Source organism: Longitalea arenae (genome assembly GCF_016924755.1).
GTDB classification, from domain to species: domain Bacteria; phylum Bacteroidota; class Bacteroidia; order Chitinophagales; family Chitinophagaceae; genus Niastella; species Niastella arenae.
This window is the reverse complement of sequence record NZ_JAFFJX010000004.1, coordinates 296,273-315,390: the sequence shown is the minus strand read 5'-3', so window position 1 is coordinate 315,390 and position 19,118 is coordinate 296,273. Positions and strand designations below refer to the sequence as shown.

General features: G+C 47.4%; 8 protein-coding genes. 6 read left to right on the top strand and 2 right to left on the bottom strand.

Going from position 1 to position 19,118, the window contains the following annotated elements:
* The first annotated feature begins 40 nt into the window (after positions 1 to 40).
* Positions 41 to 6,400: an MBG domain-containing protein gene (locus JT717_RS11900; RefSeq protein ID WP_205510691.1), complete on the top strand. Its 6,360-nt coding sequence runs from the start codon at positions 41 to 43 to the stop codon at positions 6,398 to 6,400.
* 45 nt (positions 6,401 to 6,445) lie between these two features.
* Here JT717_RS11900 and JT717_RS11895 read toward each other — a convergent pair whose 3' ends face one another.
* Positions 6,446 to 7,117 carry an endonuclease III domain-containing protein gene (locus JT717_RS11895; RefSeq protein WP_205510690.1) on the bottom strand — a complete coding sequence of 224 codons (672 nt, stop codon included), beginning with the start codon at positions 7,115 to 7,117 and terminating at the stop codon, positions 6,446 to 6,448.
* A gap of 193 nt (positions 7,118 to 7,310) precedes the next feature.
* On the opposite strand from JT717_RS11895, the gene JT717_RS11890 reads away from it, so the two are divergent.
* On the top strand, positions 7,311 to 8,879 hold the full coding sequence (locus JT717_RS11890; protein ID WP_205510689.1) for a sulfatase family protein: 1,569 nt from the start codon (positions 7,311 to 7,313) through the stop codon (positions 8,877 to 8,879).
* 140 nt (positions 8,880 to 9,019) lie between these two features.
* Here JT717_RS11890 and JT717_RS11885 read toward each other — a convergent pair whose 3' ends face one another.
* The gene (locus JT717_RS11885; RefSeq protein WP_205510688.1) at positions 9,020 to 9,751 is read right to left on the bottom strand and encodes a GntR family transcriptional regulator; all 732 of its coding nucleotides are present in this window, start codon (positions 9,749 to 9,751) and stop codon (positions 9,020 to 9,022) included.
* A 587-nt stretch (positions 9,752 to 10,338) separates the two neighbouring features.
* Between JT717_RS11885 and JT717_RS11880 the strand changes: the two genes are divergently transcribed.
* The 4 genes from JT717_RS11880 (at position 10,339) to JT717_RS11865 (ending at position 19,077) form a co-directional block, all read left to right on the top strand.
* Positions 10,339 to 13,395, top strand: coding sequence for a SusC/RagA family TonB-linked outer membrane protein (locus tag JT717_RS11880; RefSeq protein WP_205510687.1), 3,057 nt, complete (start codon positions 10,339 to 10,341; stop codon positions 13,393 to 13,395).
* A gap of 8 nt (positions 13,396 to 13,403) precedes the next feature.
* Positions 13,404 to 15,326: a RagB/SusD family nutrient uptake outer membrane protein gene (locus tag JT717_RS11875; RefSeq protein ID WP_205510686.1), complete on the top strand. Its 1,923-nt coding sequence runs from the start codon at positions 13,404 to 13,406 to the stop codon at positions 15,324 to 15,326.
* 11 nt (positions 15,327 to 15,337) lie between these two features.
* Positions 15,338 to 16,111: a DUF3823 domain-containing protein gene (locus tag JT717_RS11870; protein WP_205510685.1), complete on the top strand. Its 774-nt coding sequence runs from the start codon at positions 15,338 to 15,340 to the stop codon at positions 16,109 to 16,111.
* A gap of 134 nt (positions 16,112 to 16,245) precedes the next feature.
* Positions 16,246 to 19,077, top strand: a complete 2,832-nt coding sequence (locus JT717_RS11865) for a glycoside hydrolase family 38 N-terminal domain-containing protein (RefSeq protein ID WP_205510684.1) — start codon at positions 16,246 to 16,248, stop codon at positions 19,075 to 19,077.
* Positions 19,078 to 19,118 lie beyond the last annotated feature (41 nt).

Genomic DNA, 19,118 nt, shown 5'->3' with positions numbered 1-19,118 from the left:
TAAATAAAGTCTGTATTTAAACCCTAAACAACTGCTTATTATGCATACCAAAATGGGAATGCTGGTAATACTTATTGCCATGCTATTTAGTGTTCGTACTGTAGGACAAACTACTAACGCTACTGTATATACTGATAAAGCGGACTATCAACCCGGCGAAGTAGTGATCATTGAAGGTGATGGCTGGTTGCCCGGTGAACCGGTGAAGCTGGATATCGATCATTCTACAGTAACGCACGGTAATACTGTATTATATGCAACGGCTGACGCTAATGGGCATATCAGGAATGAGCAGTATATTATTCAGCCTTTTCATCTGGGAGAATCTTTTGTATTAACAGCAACCGGCATGGTTTCGGCGCAAACCGCAAAGACCACCTTCACGGATGCGGAGCTTTTTTCCGCGACGATCTCGCCAACAACTGGTAATTCAGGAGCAAGTATTTCTTACACAATAAGGGTTACAAACTTATCGTCAGGAGGTGGTGCGGAAATTTTGGAATCGATACAGATTAGTATTCCCACAGGTTTTTCGAATATCACTACTACTGCAATTTCAACATCAAACAATGCAAGCTATCCTTTTGAGTTTGAAACATCAGCTGGTTATACAAACGGTTACAGCAGTACTGCAAATCATATCCGCTGCAAAGCATCAGGTAGCGGGCTACCTATACATGTTCCACCAGCAGCGGCAGCTTACGTAGATATTACTTTTACTGCTACTAATCCAAGTATTGCAACCCAAACAAATTATACTTTTACGACCCTGGCTTCCGAAAACAATAACTATACGTTTACTGGCTCAAATGGTATTCCCATAGTCAAAGTTACTGGAAACGAACAGCACCCTGTAGTAACGGTATTAGCCTGCACAGCACCTACAGTGTCATCGCAACCTGTTTCGCAAACGGTCACTTATGGTAATAATGCTTCCTTTAGCTTTGGCACCAGCAGTCCGGCAACTTACCAATGGCAGGTATCTGTGAGTGGTGGCGGCTGGGCCAATATTTCGAATGGTGGCGTTTATGCGGGTGCTACAACAAGTACGCTTAGCTTAACCAAGCCACCTGCTTCATATAATGGAAATCAATATCGATGTATTGCCTCAAACTGCACACCGGCTAAAACCACTACGAGTAACGCGGTTAATTTGACGGTTAATAAAGCCAGTCTGACTGTCACAGCCGACAATAAAGAAAGGCTGTATGGAGAAGTAAACCCTGCTTTTACCCTCAGTTATTCCGGCTTTGTTGGCAGCGAGAGTGCCTCTGCGCTTACGACGGAACCAACAGCATCCACGGCTGCGACTGCGACAAGTGGGGTAGGTACTTATGCCTTAGTGCCCGCCAATGGGGTTGCTGCAAACTATAATTTTATTTATGTCAATGGAACGCTGACCGTTAACCAACGCGCTATTACTGTCACGGTCGATACGAAGAGTAAGACCTACGGGGAAGCTGATCCGGTTTTGACTTACCAGATAACATCAGGAAGCCTGGCCTTCACCGATGATTTCACCGGAGCACTGACAAGAGCCACTGGTGAGAATGTCGGTCTGTATGCCATTCAACAAGGCACCCTGGCATTGAACGGCAATTATGATTTGACTTACATAGGCGCCAACCTGAGCATCAACCAACGCGCCATAACCGTCACTGCTGATGCGAAGAGTAAGACCTATGGCGAAGCTGATCCGGTTTTGACTTACCAGATAACATCAGGAAGCCTGGCCTTTACCGATGATTTTACCGGAGCACTGGCAAGAGCCACTGGTGAGAATGTGGGTCTGTATGCCATTCAACAAGGCACATTAGCATTGAACGGCAATTATGATTTGACTTACATAGGCGCCAACCTGAGCATTAACCAACGCGCCATCACCGTCACTGCTGATGCAAAGAGTAAGACCTATGGCGAATCTGATCCGGTTTTGACTTACCAAATCACTTCAGGCAGCCTGGCCTTTACCGATGATTTTACCGGTGCATTAACAAGAGCCGCCGGTGAGAACGTGGGTTTATACGCCATTCAACAAGGTACACTGGCATTGAACGGCAATTATGATTTGACTTACATAGGCGCCAACCTGAGCATTGGTCAACGCGCCATCACCGTCACTGCCGATGCAAAGAGTAAGACCTATGGGGAAAGCGATCCTGCATTAACCTATCAAATCTCTTCAGGCAGTCTGGCCTTTAGCGATGATTTCACCGGTGCACTGACAAGAGCCGCCGGTGAGAACGTTGGTCTGTATGCCATTCAGCAAGGCACCCTGGCCTTAAACGGCAATTATGATTTGACTTACATAGGCGCCAACCTGAGCATCAACCAACGCGCCATTACCGTCACGGCCGATGCGAAGAGTAAAACATACGGCGAATCTGATCCCGCATTGACTTACCAAATTACTTCAGGAAGCCTGGCCTTTACCGATGATTTCACCGGAGCACTGACAAGAGCCACTGGTGAGAATGTGGGTATCTATGCCATTCAACAAGGCACCCTGGCCTTAAACGGCAATTATGATTTGACCTACATAGGCGCCAACCTGAGCATTAACCAACGCGCCATAACCGTCACTGCTGATGCGAAGAGCAAGACCTATGGCGAAAGCGATCCGGTTCTGACTTATCAAATAACCTTAGGCCGTCTAGCCTTTACCGATGATTTTACTGGTTCTTTAACCAGAGCTGCCGGTGAGAATGTGGGTATCTATGCCATTCAACAAGGCACATTAGCATTGAACGGCAATTATAATTTAAGTTATGTCGGCGCCAACCTGGCCATCAGCCAACGCGCCATCACCGTCACTGCTGATGCAAAGAGTAAGACCTACGGGGAATCTGATCCGGCATTGACCTATCAGATCACTTCAGGCAGTCTGGCCTTTAGCGATGATTTTTCCGGTGCATTAACAAGAGCCGCTGGTGAGAATGTGGGTATCTATGCCATTCAACAAGGTACATTGGCATTGAACGGCAATTATAATTTAAGTTATGTCGGCGCCAACTTAAGCATCAACCAACGCGCCATTACCGTCACTGCTGATGCGAAGAGTAAGACCTATGGCGAATCAGATCCGGCTTTGACTTACCAGATAACCACAGGTACTCTGGCCTTCACCGATGATTTCACCGGTGCATTGACAAGAGCCGCTGGGGAGAACGTTGGTTTATATGCCATTCAACAAGGTACATTGACATTGAACGGTAATTATAATTTAAGTTATGTCGGCGCCAACCTGAGCATTAACCAACGCGCCATAACCGTCACCGCTGATGCAAAAAGTAAGACCTACGGCGAATCTGATCCGGTTTTGACTTACCAGATAACATCAGGAAGCCTGGCCTTTAGCGATGAATTCACCGGTGCACTGACAAGAGCCGCTGGCGAGAACGTTGGTCTGTATGCCATCCAACAAGGTACATTGGCATTGAACAGCAACTATGATCTTTCTTATATCGGCGCCAACCTGGCCATCAGCCAACGCGCCATTACCGTCACTGCCGATGCAAAGAGTAAGATCTATGGGGAAAGCGATCCGGTTCTGACTTATCAAATAACCTCAGGCAGTCTGGCCTTCACCGATGATTTTACTGGCTCCCTGACAAGAGCCGCCGGTGAGAACGTGGGTCTTTATGCCATTCAACAAGGTACACTGGCATTGAACAGCAATTATGATTTGACTTACATAGGCGCCAACCTGAGCATCAGCCAACGCGCCATCACCGTCACTGCTGATGCAAAGAGTAAGATCTACGGGGAATCTGATCCGGCATTGACCTATCAGATCACTTCAGGCAGCCTGGCCTTCACCGATGATTTTACTGGTGCATTAACAAGAGCCGCCGGTGAGAACGTGGGTTTATATGCCATTCAACAAGGTACATTGACATTGAACGGTAATTATAATTTAAGTTATGTCGGCGCCAACTTAAGCATCAACCAACGCGCCATTACCGTCACCGCTGATGCGAAGAGTAAGACCTATGGCGAAGCTGATCCCGCATTGACCTATCAGATAACCTCAGGTACTCTGGCCTTCACCGATGATTTCACCGGTGCATTAACAAGAGCCGCCGGTGAGAACGTGGGTTTATACGCCATTCAACAAGGTACATTGGCATTGAACGGCAATTATGATTTGACTTACATAGGCGCCAACCTGAGCATTAACCAGCGCGCCATTACCGTCACCGCCGATGCAAAGAGTAAAACCTACGGCGAATCTGATCCGGTTTTGACTTACCAAATCACTTCAGGCAGCCTGGCCTTCACCGATGATTTCACCGGTGCACTGGCAAGAGCCACTGGTGAGAATGTGGGTCTGTATGCCATTCAACAAGGCACCCTGGCCTTAAACGGCAATTATGATTTGACTTACATAAGCGCCAACCTGACGATCAGTCAACGCGCCATTACCGTCACTGCTGATGCGAAGAGTAAGACCTATGGCGAGGCTGATCCCACCTTCACTTATCAAATCACTTCAGGCAGCCTGGCCTTCACCGATGATTTCACCGGAGCACTGACAAGAGCCGCTGGTGAGAATATAGGTGCTTATGCTATCCAACAAGGTACCCTGGCGTTAAATGGTAACTATAATCTTTCCTATATCGGTAATGATCTCACTATTACCAAACGCGCCCTTACCATTACAGTTAACAACAAAACAAAAGTTTACGGCGCTGCGCTTCCTGTGCTCGATGGTATTGAAACCGGTATTGTTGCCAGCGATAATCTTACAGTTAGTTATAGCACAACAGCGACAGCCGCATCAGCCATCGGCAATTACCCCATCACTGCAACGCTGAATGATCCGGATAACCGCTTATTCAACTACACCGTATCAAATACACCGGCTACACTAAACATAACTGCTATTGCGGTAATTACCTATGCCAGTACGAATGTAACAACGCAACAATATAGCGATACCGTAACCTTTATGGCCACTATTAATAATGGTGCACCAGTCGTAACCGGCGCTCATGGAGCAGCAACCACCGTAACCTTTAAAGTAGGGAACCAGGTAATGGGCACTGTACCGTTAACTGTTTCAGGAACCAACCTGGTGGGCATACTCGCCGACATCCAACTGGTAGAAGGCCTGTCCGGTCAAATGGCGCCCGGCGGAAAAACCGTCACAGCCATTTTCAATGCGCCGAATGCCAATTATGGTTTGAATAGCAGTAATAATACCTCCACCTGCTTACTGACCATCACCAGGGAAAATGCTGATATTACTTATACGGGAGCAGACTATGTTTCCCTGCCAAGCACCACAGCTACGTCGGTAACCTTAAGTCTAAGTGCCACCATCCGCGATCTGTTCCCAGGTGCAGATGGCAACCGGGGCAATATTAAAAACGCAAAAGTCACCTTTAGAAGAGATAACCCCGTATCAGGCCCCATCTTAGGTACCGCTAATATAACGCCCGCCCTGATGACGGATTCAACCGTTGGTACGGTGGTAACATCTTTTAACTATACATTGACCAGTACAGAGCAACAGGCTGGTGGTGCTAACTTACAGGTATATGCTGTTGCCGATAACTATTATACCGGCGGCACTTCCGATGTGGCCACAACTATCACCATTGCGCGCCCAGGTGCTGATTTTGTAACCGGTGGCGGTTATTTACGGAATACTTCCTGCAATGGGGTAATAGCCGGTACAACAGGATTGAAGACCAATTTCGGTTTTAACATGCAGTATAATAAATCGGGGTCCAACCTGAAAGGCCAGTGTAATATTATCATCCGTTGCAATGGCCGGATCTACCAGGTGAAAAGTAATGCTGTAAATACACTGGTGGTTTCCGCTAAGACGTCAAGTGGTACGCCCGCTTATTTTAATACCAAGGCAAATTACAGGGATATCACCGATCCTTTGAATCCCATCTCATTAGGTGGTAACATAGACCTCACCGTTAGAATGAATGATGTGTCATCGGGTGGGCAGAATGACCAGGTGAGTATATTGTTAATGGATCCTGCTACTTCGCAGGTGATCTTCTCCAGTAACTGGAATGGTGTTCAAACCGCATTGCAGAACCTGGGCGGCGGCAATGTTTCTGTTCGCAGTACGCCTTCAACTACCCAGACAGCTTCTATTGCGCGGGTGGCTGCACCGGTAGAGATACCTGCTCCTGTAACGCCATTTACGGTGAAGGTGTTTGGTAATCCTGCTTATGACTACTTCAACATCAATATCCAGGGCGCTGCGGGTAAAATAACGCTTCGCGTAGTGGATGTGCAGGGCAGGATGGTTGAACAGCGGGATAATGTACCGGAAGGGTCACTGCGGTTAGGACAGGCATATCAAAAGGGCTTCTATTATCTCGAAGTAAGACAGGGCAATAATATCAAACAGATAAAACTGGTAAAATTATAGTGTGATCCAATATGCAAAGGGGCGGTTCACTTGAACTGCCCTTTTTTATGTAGCGGATCTTTTAGTCGCCGGTTTTTTGACCGTCTTCTTTACAACCGTGTTATAATAGGCGCACACTTTCTTCATCAAACAAATAGGGCATTGCGGTTCAGGCCTGCAGATCTCACGGCCCAGGAAAGACATCGCCATGCCGGCATCCCACTCATTTCTTGGCAATATTTCCATCAATTGCTTCTCGATCTTTTCAGCATTGGTTGAATCTACAATGCCCAGCCTGTTGGCGACCCTGATCGTATGCAGGTCAACAATAATCCCTTCCGGTTTTGCATTTGCTCCACGCCGGATCACATTGGCTGACTTCCGGCCGATCCCTGGCAGTTCGACCAGCGCTTCTATTTCAAGCGGGATATGTTTGTTATCTTTTATTTTTTTAGCTGTTTCAACCAACCACTGCGCTTTGTGTGCAAAGTTTCTCACTTTGGTAAGATAGGGGAATAAGGATTTAGGATCCGCTTTAGAAAGCGCCCGCATGTCCGGGAACTTTGTAAAAAAGTCAGGCGCTATCTGATTGATCAGATCATCACTCGACTGCGCGGATAGTACCACCATTACAATCCATTGATAGGCATTTTCTGCCTGCAGCGGATGTTTGCTGTTCTTATATTTTTTCAGCAGTGGTTTTATGGCAGCCGGCCAGTCAATCGCTAAAGCTTTCATATAAAAAATATTAAACGATTAAAGCTACTGTAAGAACAGCATAAAATGATCAGTTGTTCAACTATCCAGTTTGATGTGAGCGACTCCCTCAAAATGTTGGGAAGCCTGGTCTTTTGCCTGAAAACAGGAATTATTTTGTTTGTATGTATGTACAAAGTACTTACATTTGAGCACCCAACCTAAAACAAGCCATATGGATCGCCTGTTGCCTGTATTACTGTTGCATGCATTGACCGCATTATGCAGTTGTTTCACCTCAACTGTTTTTGCCCAACAGGCAGGAACCGCGCGCCCCAACATTATATTCATTATGGCCGACGATCACGCTTACCAGGCGGTCAGCGCCTACGGTTCCCGGCTTATACAAACGCCGAATATCGATCGCATAGGGCGGGAGGGCGCTATAATGAAGAATGGCTTCGTCACGAATTCCGTTTGCAGTCCAAGCCGGGCGGTGATCCTGACGGGCAAATATTCTCATGTAAATGGCCTAAGGGACAATGGCACTTACTTTAACGGGGCGCAACAGACGCTGCCCAAGATCCTGCGGGCAAACGGTTACCATACTGCCATCGTAGGTAAGTGGCATTTGTGGAGTGAACCTACAGGTTTCGATCACTGGAATATTCTGCCGGCCCAGGGACATTATTACAATCCACCCTTTATAAAAATGGGAAAGGATACTGCGTATAAAGGATATGTAACGGATGTTATTACCGACCTGGCTTTGCAGTGGATCGATCAGCATAAGAAAGGTCCCTTCTTTCTGATGCTGCATCACAAGGCGCCGCATCGCAATTTCATGCCGCCGCTGAAATACCTGCACAAATACGACAATACCGCATTCCCTTTACCGCACAATTTTTATGATGATTACAGGAACCGTCCGGCCCTGCAGCGGCAACAAATAACGGTAGCTCATGACCTCGATATCCGGTACGATAGCAAAATTCCCTGTGATACCTGTGCGGTCACGAAGATCAATGATTGGGCGCCGGCTGAATACCAGCGGGAAATAGAGCGGTTGACAGCGGCTGAGCGCAGGCAGTGGGATTCAGTGTATCAACTGGAATATGAGCAATTCAAAAAGATCCACGATTCAGCTTCCCTGGTGAAGTTCCAGTTCCGCCGGTATATGGAAGATTACCTGCGTTGTATTTTGTCGGTAGATGATAATGTAGGAAGGGTATTGGATTACCTGGACAAGCACGGGCTGGCTGAAAACACCATTGTGATCTATACTTCCGACCAGGGCTTTTATCTGGGCGAACATGGCCTGTACGACAAAAGGTTCATGTATGATGAATCCTTTAGAACGCCCATGGTTATCCGTTATCCGGCGAAGATAAGACCCAAACAGCAGGTAAATGCCTTTACCTTGAATCTGGATATCGCCCCTACATTACTTGATTATGCAGGCATTTCCATTCCGGCCGACATGCAGGGAGCATCTATGCAGCCGCTGCTGCAAAAAGGAAAAGCGCCCGGCTGGCGAAAGGAAATTTACTACCATTATTATGAGCTGTCATTCGGCCTTACCCGCCATTACGGCATTTATACAGGGCGGTATAAGTTAATGCACTTTTATAATCCGATCAATGCTTGGGAATTATATGACCTGAAAAAGGATAAACAGGAAATGAATAACCTATATGACAATCCGAAATATGCAAAAATAGTACAGCAGCTCAAGACCCGGTTACGCCGCCTGCAGCAGCATTATAAGGATGATATCGGAACTGAGGGGTATGGGCGCCGGTAGGTAATTAAAGATAGCCCCGGCACAGGCGGTCAAGGTCATTCATGGTAAACCAACCGCGATTGCATCACGGCAAAGCAATAAAAAAGCAACGGTGATAGCTATTTTACATGAAAGAACAACACATGGTTACCCCGTAGGGGTCACTCTCTGCGGCTTTCAATTGTATATACAAAGCTGTCCGCCTTGTAATAACCCAGGTTGTACTCGATCGGCCGCTCTCCCTGGTCGTAAACAAATCGTTTTCTGAAGAGGATAGGGCTGCCCGGCTCTATTTCCAGTTTGCCCGCAATGAATTTACCAGCTGCTTTTGCACTGATCTCCTCTTTCGATAAATTGGCTACCACCCGGTAATCCTTCTCCAGGATCTCATACAAAGGGCGCTTGAAGTCTTCTTCTCCGGTAAGCCCCACCCGGGGATGAAAGAACGAAACAAAATACACGAAAGGCCCTTCCGGACGGCCTCGCAGCCTTTCCAGCTTCAGTACTTTTTTCTGGGTGGTGATGTCGAAGAAATTAGCCACTGCTTCATCGGGATATACCCAGGTAACGTGTAATTCAAAATTTTTAATAGGAATACCACGCGCCTGCATCTCCTGCGAAAAACTCAGCCAGTTCTTCGATTTGGAACTTACCGATGCTTCTGCCACTTTGGTGCCGATCCCTTTCTTACGTATCAACAAACCTTCATACACCAGCTTGTTCAGCGCCTGCCGCAGGGTCGTACGCGAAATGGCCAGTTCCTTGGCCAGGTCTACTTCATTGGGTAAAAATTTTCCATCGGCAAACTGCGGATCCCGGATCAGGTTCCGTAACAGTTCTTCCGCCTGTAAATGAAGCGGGACGTGGCTTTTATGGTCTATGCGAAGCTTCATGCTGGTGCTGTTTTTCGTGCAGTTCAGACAAAAATAGAAAAAAGCGGCTGAAATGTTTGTATGTTTATATGTATGTACATATATTTGATGAGAAATTGCTTCCAAACTAAACTGCTTGTATATGAAAAAAACGATCCGCCGGCGTATTGCCACTCCTGAAGAATGGTACCTGGTATACCGGCCGCCAGGGTTTTACACCCACTAAAAACATTTTGCTGTACCAGGCGAATGTCAACAAGAAATCGCTTCTGTTTTTCGGCTTCCCTGATCATCTCTCCAACATTAAGAGGCGCTACCAGATAAATCTTCATCCTTCTGTCCGAACGCTATTAAAGCAGTCCGCTCTCCTTATTCTATGTAACGTCATTATTTAATTATTCAACCTGCGTTAGCATATGAATTCCCCCAGATTATTTACTACCCCAAAAAGAAAACTTTCTTTTGATTGTAGTAGCAAATGGCGGCCATCAACCCGGCCATCGGTTGATCGCGCCAACAAACAGCAGCCTGCTCCGCTTATGCAAGCTGCCGCACCATGGCCGAAAAGCTTTTTGCCTATTACCATACAAATTATAGGGCTGCTGTTGATGAGCAGCCTGCAAACCCTCTCCGCCCAAATCAATAATCCTGTTAAGGGATTTGTGATGAGCGAAACCGGAAACCCGCTGGCGAAAGTATCGGTCATCGTGAAAGAAACAAAAAAAGGCACTTCCACCGATTCCCTGGGACTGTTTACCATCGATGCACAAAAAGGGCAAACCCTGGTTTTTACCATGACAGGTTACGCCTCGCAGGAATGGTTGATACGGGATCTGAGTGCGATCAATATCAGCTTGTCGCCCAGCGCTACTTCACTTGACGATGTGGTGGTCATCGGTTATGGCGCCCGCAGGAAAGCTACATTGACTGGCGCAGTGGCATCGGTTACCGGCAAAGAAGTGGTGACCACGAAGAACGAGAACGTTCAAAATATGTTAACCGGTAAAGTGGCCGGTTTACGCGTAATACAAAACAGCAGCGAGCCCGGTAGTTTCGACAACGCATTCGACATAAGAGGGCTGGGTAATCCGCTCGTTGTGATCGATGGGGTTCCCCGGAACAATATCACCCGCCTGAACCCGGCTGATATCGAAAGTATCTCGGTGTTAAAGGATGCATCTGCTGCGATCTATGGTGTAAGGGCTGCCAACGGTGTGGTCTTGATTACCACTAAAAAAGGCAAAAAAGGAAAACTGAATCTGACCTATAATGGAACGTATGGACTTCAATTCGCTTCGCGTTTGCCCAAGCCCGTTGGCATTTTTGACTATATGACCCTGGTGAACGAGCAACGCATGCACAATGTGAACGGAGGTACGCCACTGTATACAGAAGCCGATTTTGAAGCTTACAGGAATGGAACCAAAGTCGCTTCCAACTGGCAGGATGCCATTATCCGTAATTCGGCGCCCTTCAGCCAGCACGATATCAGCGCATCGGGCGGAACGGATAATACCACATATTTCGTGAGCCTTGGCTATATGGCGCAGGATGCTATTTTCAAAAGTGATGATGTAAAATATAAGCGCTATAATATTCGCTCCAACCTGAGCACCAGGATCTCCAAACGCCTGACCTTCGACGTGAACATGTCGGGCATTCTCGACCAAAAGAACCAGCCTTATATTTCTCCCTGGTATGTCTTCCGCAGCCTCTGGTATCAGCCGCCCGTTCAAAACATTTATGCGAACAATAATCCCACCTACTTTAACAATGTGCCCAGCAACCTCAATGGTGTGGCGCATTCCCGCTCCGATGTGAACGGTTACATCATTCAAAGATATAAGTGGTTTCAGTCTTCAGTAAGTTTAACGTATGAAGTGCCGGGCATAAAAGGCTTAACCTTGAAAGGGCTGTACAGCTATGACTTCAACGACAGCAGCAACAAAGCCTACATGAAAGCGTACAATCTGTACAATTACGACGCCAGCACCGACACCTATAAACCGGTACCACAGCAAACACCTGCTACCATCAGAAGAGGATATGCGGAGTTGCCGGCCAGCTTGTTACAGGCATCCATGAACTACAACCGGCAGTTCGGCGGCCACAACCTTTCCGCCCTGTTTTTATATGAAAGGAATACCCGCAGTGCAGATAATCTGTATGCCCAGCGGGAACTGGCCATTGCAGTTGACCAGCTGCTGGCAGGTAATAGCACCAACCAGCAGGGAAATTTATTATCACATAATTTGTATAAGATCATCAATGCCTCCTACGTGGGGCGGCTGGCCTATGACTATGAAGGAAGGTATTTTGCCGAGTTCACTTTCCGGCAAGACGGTTCCTCCAAATTCGCTGTAGATAAACAATGGGGGTTCTTTCCGGCCGGCTTTGTGGCCTGGCGGATCTCAGAAGAGAATTTCTTTAAAAAGAGTTCAAAGCTCTCCTTTATTAATAACCTGAAGTTGCGTGCTTCGTACGGGCTTACCGGTGATGAGAACGCATCCAATTATCAATTCATTACCGGTTATAATTATCCCGCCGGCGGAAGCGCTACCGGTACACCCGGCGGAGCCGTCTTTGACGGAACCTTTATCAGCGCCGTTCAAAGTAAAGGACTGCCCAATCCTGATATTTCCTGGTACACCGGCAAAATGCTGAATATAGGAGTTGATGTGCAGGCCTGGCGTGGCTTATTAGGTGTTAGTGCCGACTATTTCCGCCGTGACCGAACCGGTTTGTTAGCTACGCAGGTCTTAACCTTACCCGATGTTGTTGGCGTTGGATTACCGCAGCAAAACCTGAACGGTGACCGCACAGAAGGTTTCGACCTGGAGCTAAGCCATGAGAACCGTATTGGCGCATTGAATTATATGGTGAAAGGTGTGTTTGGTTATGCAAGGACCATGAATACCACCCGCGTGGCTGCAAGAGCTGGGAATTCTTATCTCAACTGGAATAACAGCACCTACACCGCCAATCGATGGAACAATATCTATTGGGGATATGGCAATAATGGTCAGTTCCAGTCCTATGAAGATATTGTGAACAGTCCTTTTTATATTCCACGGAATACGGTGGTGGGCGATTATATGTATGAAGACTGGAATGGCGACGGGCAGATCAGCACACAGGATAACCGCCCCATCGCTACCGCCGGGTTGCCGAGCATAACCTATGGTTTTACGGTGAATGCAGCTTACAAAGGCTTTGATCTGAGCATGACCTGGAATGGAGCCGGTAAAGTGTACGTATCTTATTTTGAGCAATTGAATACACCGCTTTGGGCAGGCGGCGGGGCGCTGGAGCAATTTATGGACAGGTGGCATCCGCTTGATCCCACCGCAGATCCCTATGATCCCAAAACAGAATGGGTGCCCGGCCATTTTGCCTATACCGGTACGGTGCCATACACGAACACGTTAGCCAATGCATCGAGTGCGGCTTACCTGCGCCTGAAAACGGTTGAACTGGGATATACCCTCCCGCATAAATGGCTTGCAGCAACAGGTTTAAAAAGCCTGCGCGTGTATGCCAACGGTTACAACCCGGTAACGTTTACCAAACTCCGTTATCTTGATCCGGAACATCCATCTTCACAGTTTGGTTACCTGTACCCACTCGATATTAAACTCACCTTCGGCGTAAACATTCAATTATAATCATTGCCATGAAAAAGTGTATATATATCATACTAGCGGTTTTTTTTATTGGGCTGGCGGCCTGTGAAAAGCTGGATGTACCACCGTTGAACGTAGTGCAGGACAAAGACATCTTTACCAATGAAGCGGGTATCACCTCCTATATGGCACGCATGTACAGCCGCCTGCCGATCGAGGATTTTAAATATTCACCCACCATCAGCTTCAATGCATTTGTGATCGGCTCTGCCAGCGGTCTTACCGGTGAAGCATTGAGCCGGGATATGCCTAATACCATCGAAACCTTCAACTATTGGGGAGATGCGTACAGCCTGATCCGGGAAGCCAATTACTTTATGGAAACGCTGCCTGCCTATGCCGTTCATTTCAATACAGGCCAGGTGAATAACTGGCAGGGTGAAGCGCGGTTTATCAGGGCCGTCACTTATTTTGCTCTCGTAAAACGATATGGTGGCGTGCCGATCGTTGATAAGGTATTGACAAAACCAGATCAGACCATCGACGAATTATCGGCAGGTATTGAAGAATTGAAAATTCCACGCTCAGCAGAAGAGAAAGTATATGACATGATCGCTGCAGACCTGGATTTTGCATGGGATAATTTACCGGAAACGAATAAAGCTGGCAGACCCAATAAATATGCAGCAGCGGCTTTTAAATCCAGGGTCATGCTGTTTGCCGGAAGCATTGCCAAGTATAATACCATCCATTTAACAGTTGGTTCAGAGCGTTTGTGCGGCATCCCGGCGGAGAAAGCAAATACCTATTTTAAAGCCAGCTTTGATGCAGCAGCCTTGCTGAACGGGAAGTATTCATTGTATACCAGGAATTTTGTTGCCGGTGACAAAGCTGCGATCTACCAGAATTTTGTAAACCTCTTTCTGGATGCGGCCAGTCTCGAAAACATTTTTATCCGTCAGTATAAATATCCCGATGCCGTGCATGCTTACGATGCATTGAGCGTACCCAAACAGTTGGAAGGCCCGGGCGGTAATTATTCATCAGAAACAAATCCCACACTTGATTTTGTAGAAATGTTTGAAGGCCTGCCTAGGAATGCTGACGGTACTATTCAAACACTGGATGGCAGCGGTAAGTATATTCTGTATAACAATACAATGGAGCTGTTTGCCAATGCCGAACCCAGGCTGAGAGCCACCGTCATTCTACCCGGGGATATGTTCAAAGGGCAAAGCATTGAGTTCCGGCGTGGGATATACACCGGTAGTACCGCCGGCGGTATCAGCCGCTTGCTGCCCGCTGGTTCTACACAGAATTATCCCACCACAAATATTGTACAATCAGCGGCCGTATTGCAAACGCCGTACACTTTACCCAATGGAACGAAGATGAATCCGGCCGGCGCCAGTGGCATCTTTACCAATCTGGCTGCCAATGGTCCCGGTGGCAGCATTACCGGATTTTCTGTTCGCAAATACCTGGTGCCCGATAAACCAACGGCGGAAGTGATGACCAACCGGTCTGAACAAAGCTGGATCGAGATCAGGTATGCAGAAGTGCTGTTAAATGCGGCTGAAGCCGGTTTTGAATTGAGCGAAGCGGGGCAGGGCGCCAATTACCTGGCAACAGCTTTGAATAATATCAATCTGATCAGGAACCGCGCAGGCGCCACACCGGCAGTTACACTTACGATCGATACGATCAGAAAAGAAAGGAGAAAAGAGCTGGCCTTCGAAAATAAGATCTATTGGGACCTGAGAAGATGGCGCATTTTGGATAAGGAACAGAACAGCACCTTGTACAGAGTATTGATGCCATTTTACGCAGCAGAGACCGGCAAGTATTTCTTTGATGCCCGCACCGATGAAAGAAATGTCCGGTTCACCTTTGATACGCGGTGGTACTACCAGCAGATCCCCACAGGCGCTATTACCAAGAGTCCAAACTTAGTTCAAAACCCTGGCTTTTAATTTCTTTCTATATGAAAAAGACATTCTATTATATCATGGTTAGTATGGCGCTTATGACAGCGGGCGCCTGCTCAAAAGTAGACAACTATGCGGCTCCTGATCAAACATTAAGGGGCAGGATCATTGACGCCGGTACCGGTAAAAATGTGCCCGGCGAAGTATCGGGTGAAAACGGCACCGGCACCCGCATTGAATTGCGGGAACTGAGCTGGAGTGATAACCCAACGCCGCTTTACCTGGCAACCATGCAGGATGGCACCTATAACAATACCAAGATCTTTGCCGGTCATTACAGAATATCAGCCGACGGCGCTTTTGTACCGTTGGTACAAACAGGGGCTAATCCCGTTGATAAAAGTAAAGAAGTCGACATCCAGGGTGGCGTTACAGAAGTTGATTTTACGGTGGAACCTTTCCTGCGCATAGAATGGGTGGGCGAACCGGTTCTGAATGCCAATGGAACCATAAGTGTTACATTTATCGTTACCCGCGGTACCAATGATCCCAATTACCAATTGAATGTTACGGATATCAATTTATACATAAATCGTTTACCCTATGTAGGCAGTAATGCGAATAGTTTTGATCCGCGTTATTCCACCCGGGTATCGTACACCGGCACCAATGGCAATAATCTGCTGGGGCAAACGCTGACCTTTACCAGCTCCGGCGGTGCTTTACCCGATCAACGTGATTGGTATATGCGGGTAGCGGCGAGAACTACTTATCCCAACCTGGGTCGTCCCTACAATTATAATGAAGTAAAAAAGGTGTCGATCCCTTAAGGGAAAGATAACTGTGGCGCAAAACCACAGTGTATTAGTGGTCATAAACAATATGTATGCGTAGTATGCGGTCTCTTGTATGTTGGTTGGTATGTCTAATGCTGGTTTTTTCATTAAACAGAACAACAGGCAATGTGCAACATAGTAACGAAGTGCTGTCATTTACCTGTGAAGTAAAGCCCTGGTACAAATACCGGAATGATGGAAAAGCCGGCAGAGAACTTGTGTTGTATATTAAAAGCGGTACCCTCACCGGCCTGTCAACGGTTACAATTCAATGTAACGGTATGCAGGAAACGACGGAGTGGCCGGCAACCGGTCCTGGGGATTCCATGGCTGTATTATTACCGGCAGGTGTTGGCATACAGGAAACAACCGCAACAGTCACCATCCATACAAATAACAACAGCAGTACGAACACGGTACTGGTTCCAGCTAAAAAGCAATGGACGGTATATATCTATCCGCATGCACATCTGGATATTGGTTATACGGCCTTACAGGAAACTGTTGAAAAGTTGCAGGTGCGCAATATAGATGTGGGCATCGATCTGGCGAAGAAAACACAAGATTACCCCGAGGGTGCAAGATTTGTTTGGAACCCGGAAGCTACCTGGGTGGTGAACAGCTACCTGAAAAGCGCTTCAGCAGAAAAAAGAAAAGAACTGGTGGAAGCGGTTAAAAAGGGCTGGGTGCAAATAGACGGCGCCCATTCCAACATGAATACCAGCACCTGTTCGGAAGAGGAGCTGATGCGGATGTTTCGCAACCAGCAATATATTCAAAGCGTGACCGGCGTGCCGGTGAACACGATGGTGCAATTCGATAACCCGGGGGGCAGCTGGGGACTGGTGCAGGCGGCTGCACAAAACGGGATAACCGGTTTTATCAGCTTTCCCAATTACTACGATAAACGCAGGACCCTTGGCCATAAACCGTTTTACTGGATGGCGCCCGATGGAAAAAACAAAGTCCTGTTCTTACAGGCAACACCCTATGGCATTGGGTACACTATTAAAGGAAGTAAATACGGGTTACAAAAAATACAATCCTTTACCGATACCTGCGACCGCCTGCATACGGAAACACCCATGTTGCACTTCATCGATCCATTTATTTTTGAAGAAACCGGGCGCCTGGAAAGGGATAACTCTCCTTATGACATCATTGCCATTACCTGGTCAATGGCTGATAATTGTTTGATCGACGCCGATCTGCCTGAAGCAGTGAAGCAGTGGAATACCATGTACGCTTACCCTAAGCTGAAAATTGCAGGCGCAAAAGAAATTTTACACGCTTATGAATCCCGGTATGCTAACATAATTCCCACCTACAGCGGCGATTTTACCGAATACTGGACGGATGGTTTAGGTTCGGATGCAAAGCGCGTGGCATTGAGCCGCCAGGCTAAAGAAGACCTGGTGCAGGCAGAAACATTATGGGCATTATTGCATCCGAAAAAAACGCCGCCGCTGCAAGCCTTTTTTGATGCCTGGGAAAATCTATTCCTGGCAGCGGAACATACCTGGGGTGCGCAGAACCCTGGCACACCCCTGGCTGAAAAGATAGAAGCCAACAAAGGCGCTTACTTTGAGCAGGCTGCACAGCTGAGCAAAGATCTTATTGGTAAAGCCCTGGAAAGGGTTTCGGTATCGAACAGCGATACCATTGCTGTCATCAATACGCTCTCCTGGCCACGCGCCGGCCTGGTGGTATTGCCGGCAGAACAATCCAGGGCCGGCGACAGGGTGGTCAATGAAAACAACAATGATGTATTGGCGCAGCGACTATCGAATGGGGATCTCATTTTTCAATCGGGCATTATACCTGCATTCGGCGCTGCATTATACCGGGTGGTCCCGGGTAAAAACAGTGCTGCGCAAACTCAGTCAGCAAGCACTGCTTCTTTGCAAAATGAGCGTTTGCTATTGAAAATAGATGAAGGAACAGGCGCTGTCAAAAGCCTCATCGATCTGAATTTTAACCGGGAATTGGTAGATCCTTCCTCGTCCTTTCAGCTGAACAGCTTTAATTATGTGCCCGGCGTCTGGAATGGGAAAGACAGCAGCGGTGAGATCATTCCGCCTGCAGCAATGAACATTCAATTAAAAGAACAGGGGCCATTGGTCAACTCTTTACTGATCACGTCTAAAGCGCCAGGTTGCAAATGGCTAAGCCGTGAAGTGCGCCTGGTTAAAGACCAGCCGGTCGTACATTTTATCAATACCATTGATAAATTACCCATACGAAAAAAAGAAGCTATTCATTATGGATTTGCTTTTAATGTACCCGGTGGAAAGATCCAGATGGATATTCCCTGGGGTGTTATGAGGCCGGAGCAGGATCAGTTGCCCGGCGCCAACAGGAACTGGCTGGCATTCCAACGATGGATAGATGTGTCGAATACCGATTATGGCGTAACCTGGACAGCCATTGAGACGCCCCTGGTTGAATTGGGCAGTATTACCGGCACCATCCTCGATGGCGCCCGCCAGGTTGACCGCTGGATAAAAAAAATACCGGCCACCCAAACCATCATTTCCTGGCCGGTGAACAATCATTGGGATACGAATTTTTCTCCGGAACAGGAGGGGATCATTAGAGCTAGCTATAGCATGCTGGTGCATGGCAAATACGATGTGGTTAGTTCAAACCGCTTTGGAATGGAGCAGCACCGGCCATTGATAGCGGTCCCTGCCAATAGCAATCCCATTAAGAAACCATTGATCGCGGTGGATAATGCCAAGGCGATCATTACAGCATTGAAAGTAAGTGATGATCAGCAGGCATTGGTCGTTCGCTTCCGTTCCCTTTCCGCTAAAACAGAAAAGTGTAACTTATTATATCCATCGGGGGTACCGAAATCGGTTTACACCTGTACGGCCGGCGAAAAACGCTTACAACGCAGCACAGGATCTATTGTATTACCGAAATATGGAACAGTGAGCCTGCGCATGGTATTTTAAACGCATCGCCACATTAAGAACGTTAATTACGCAGCATTAAA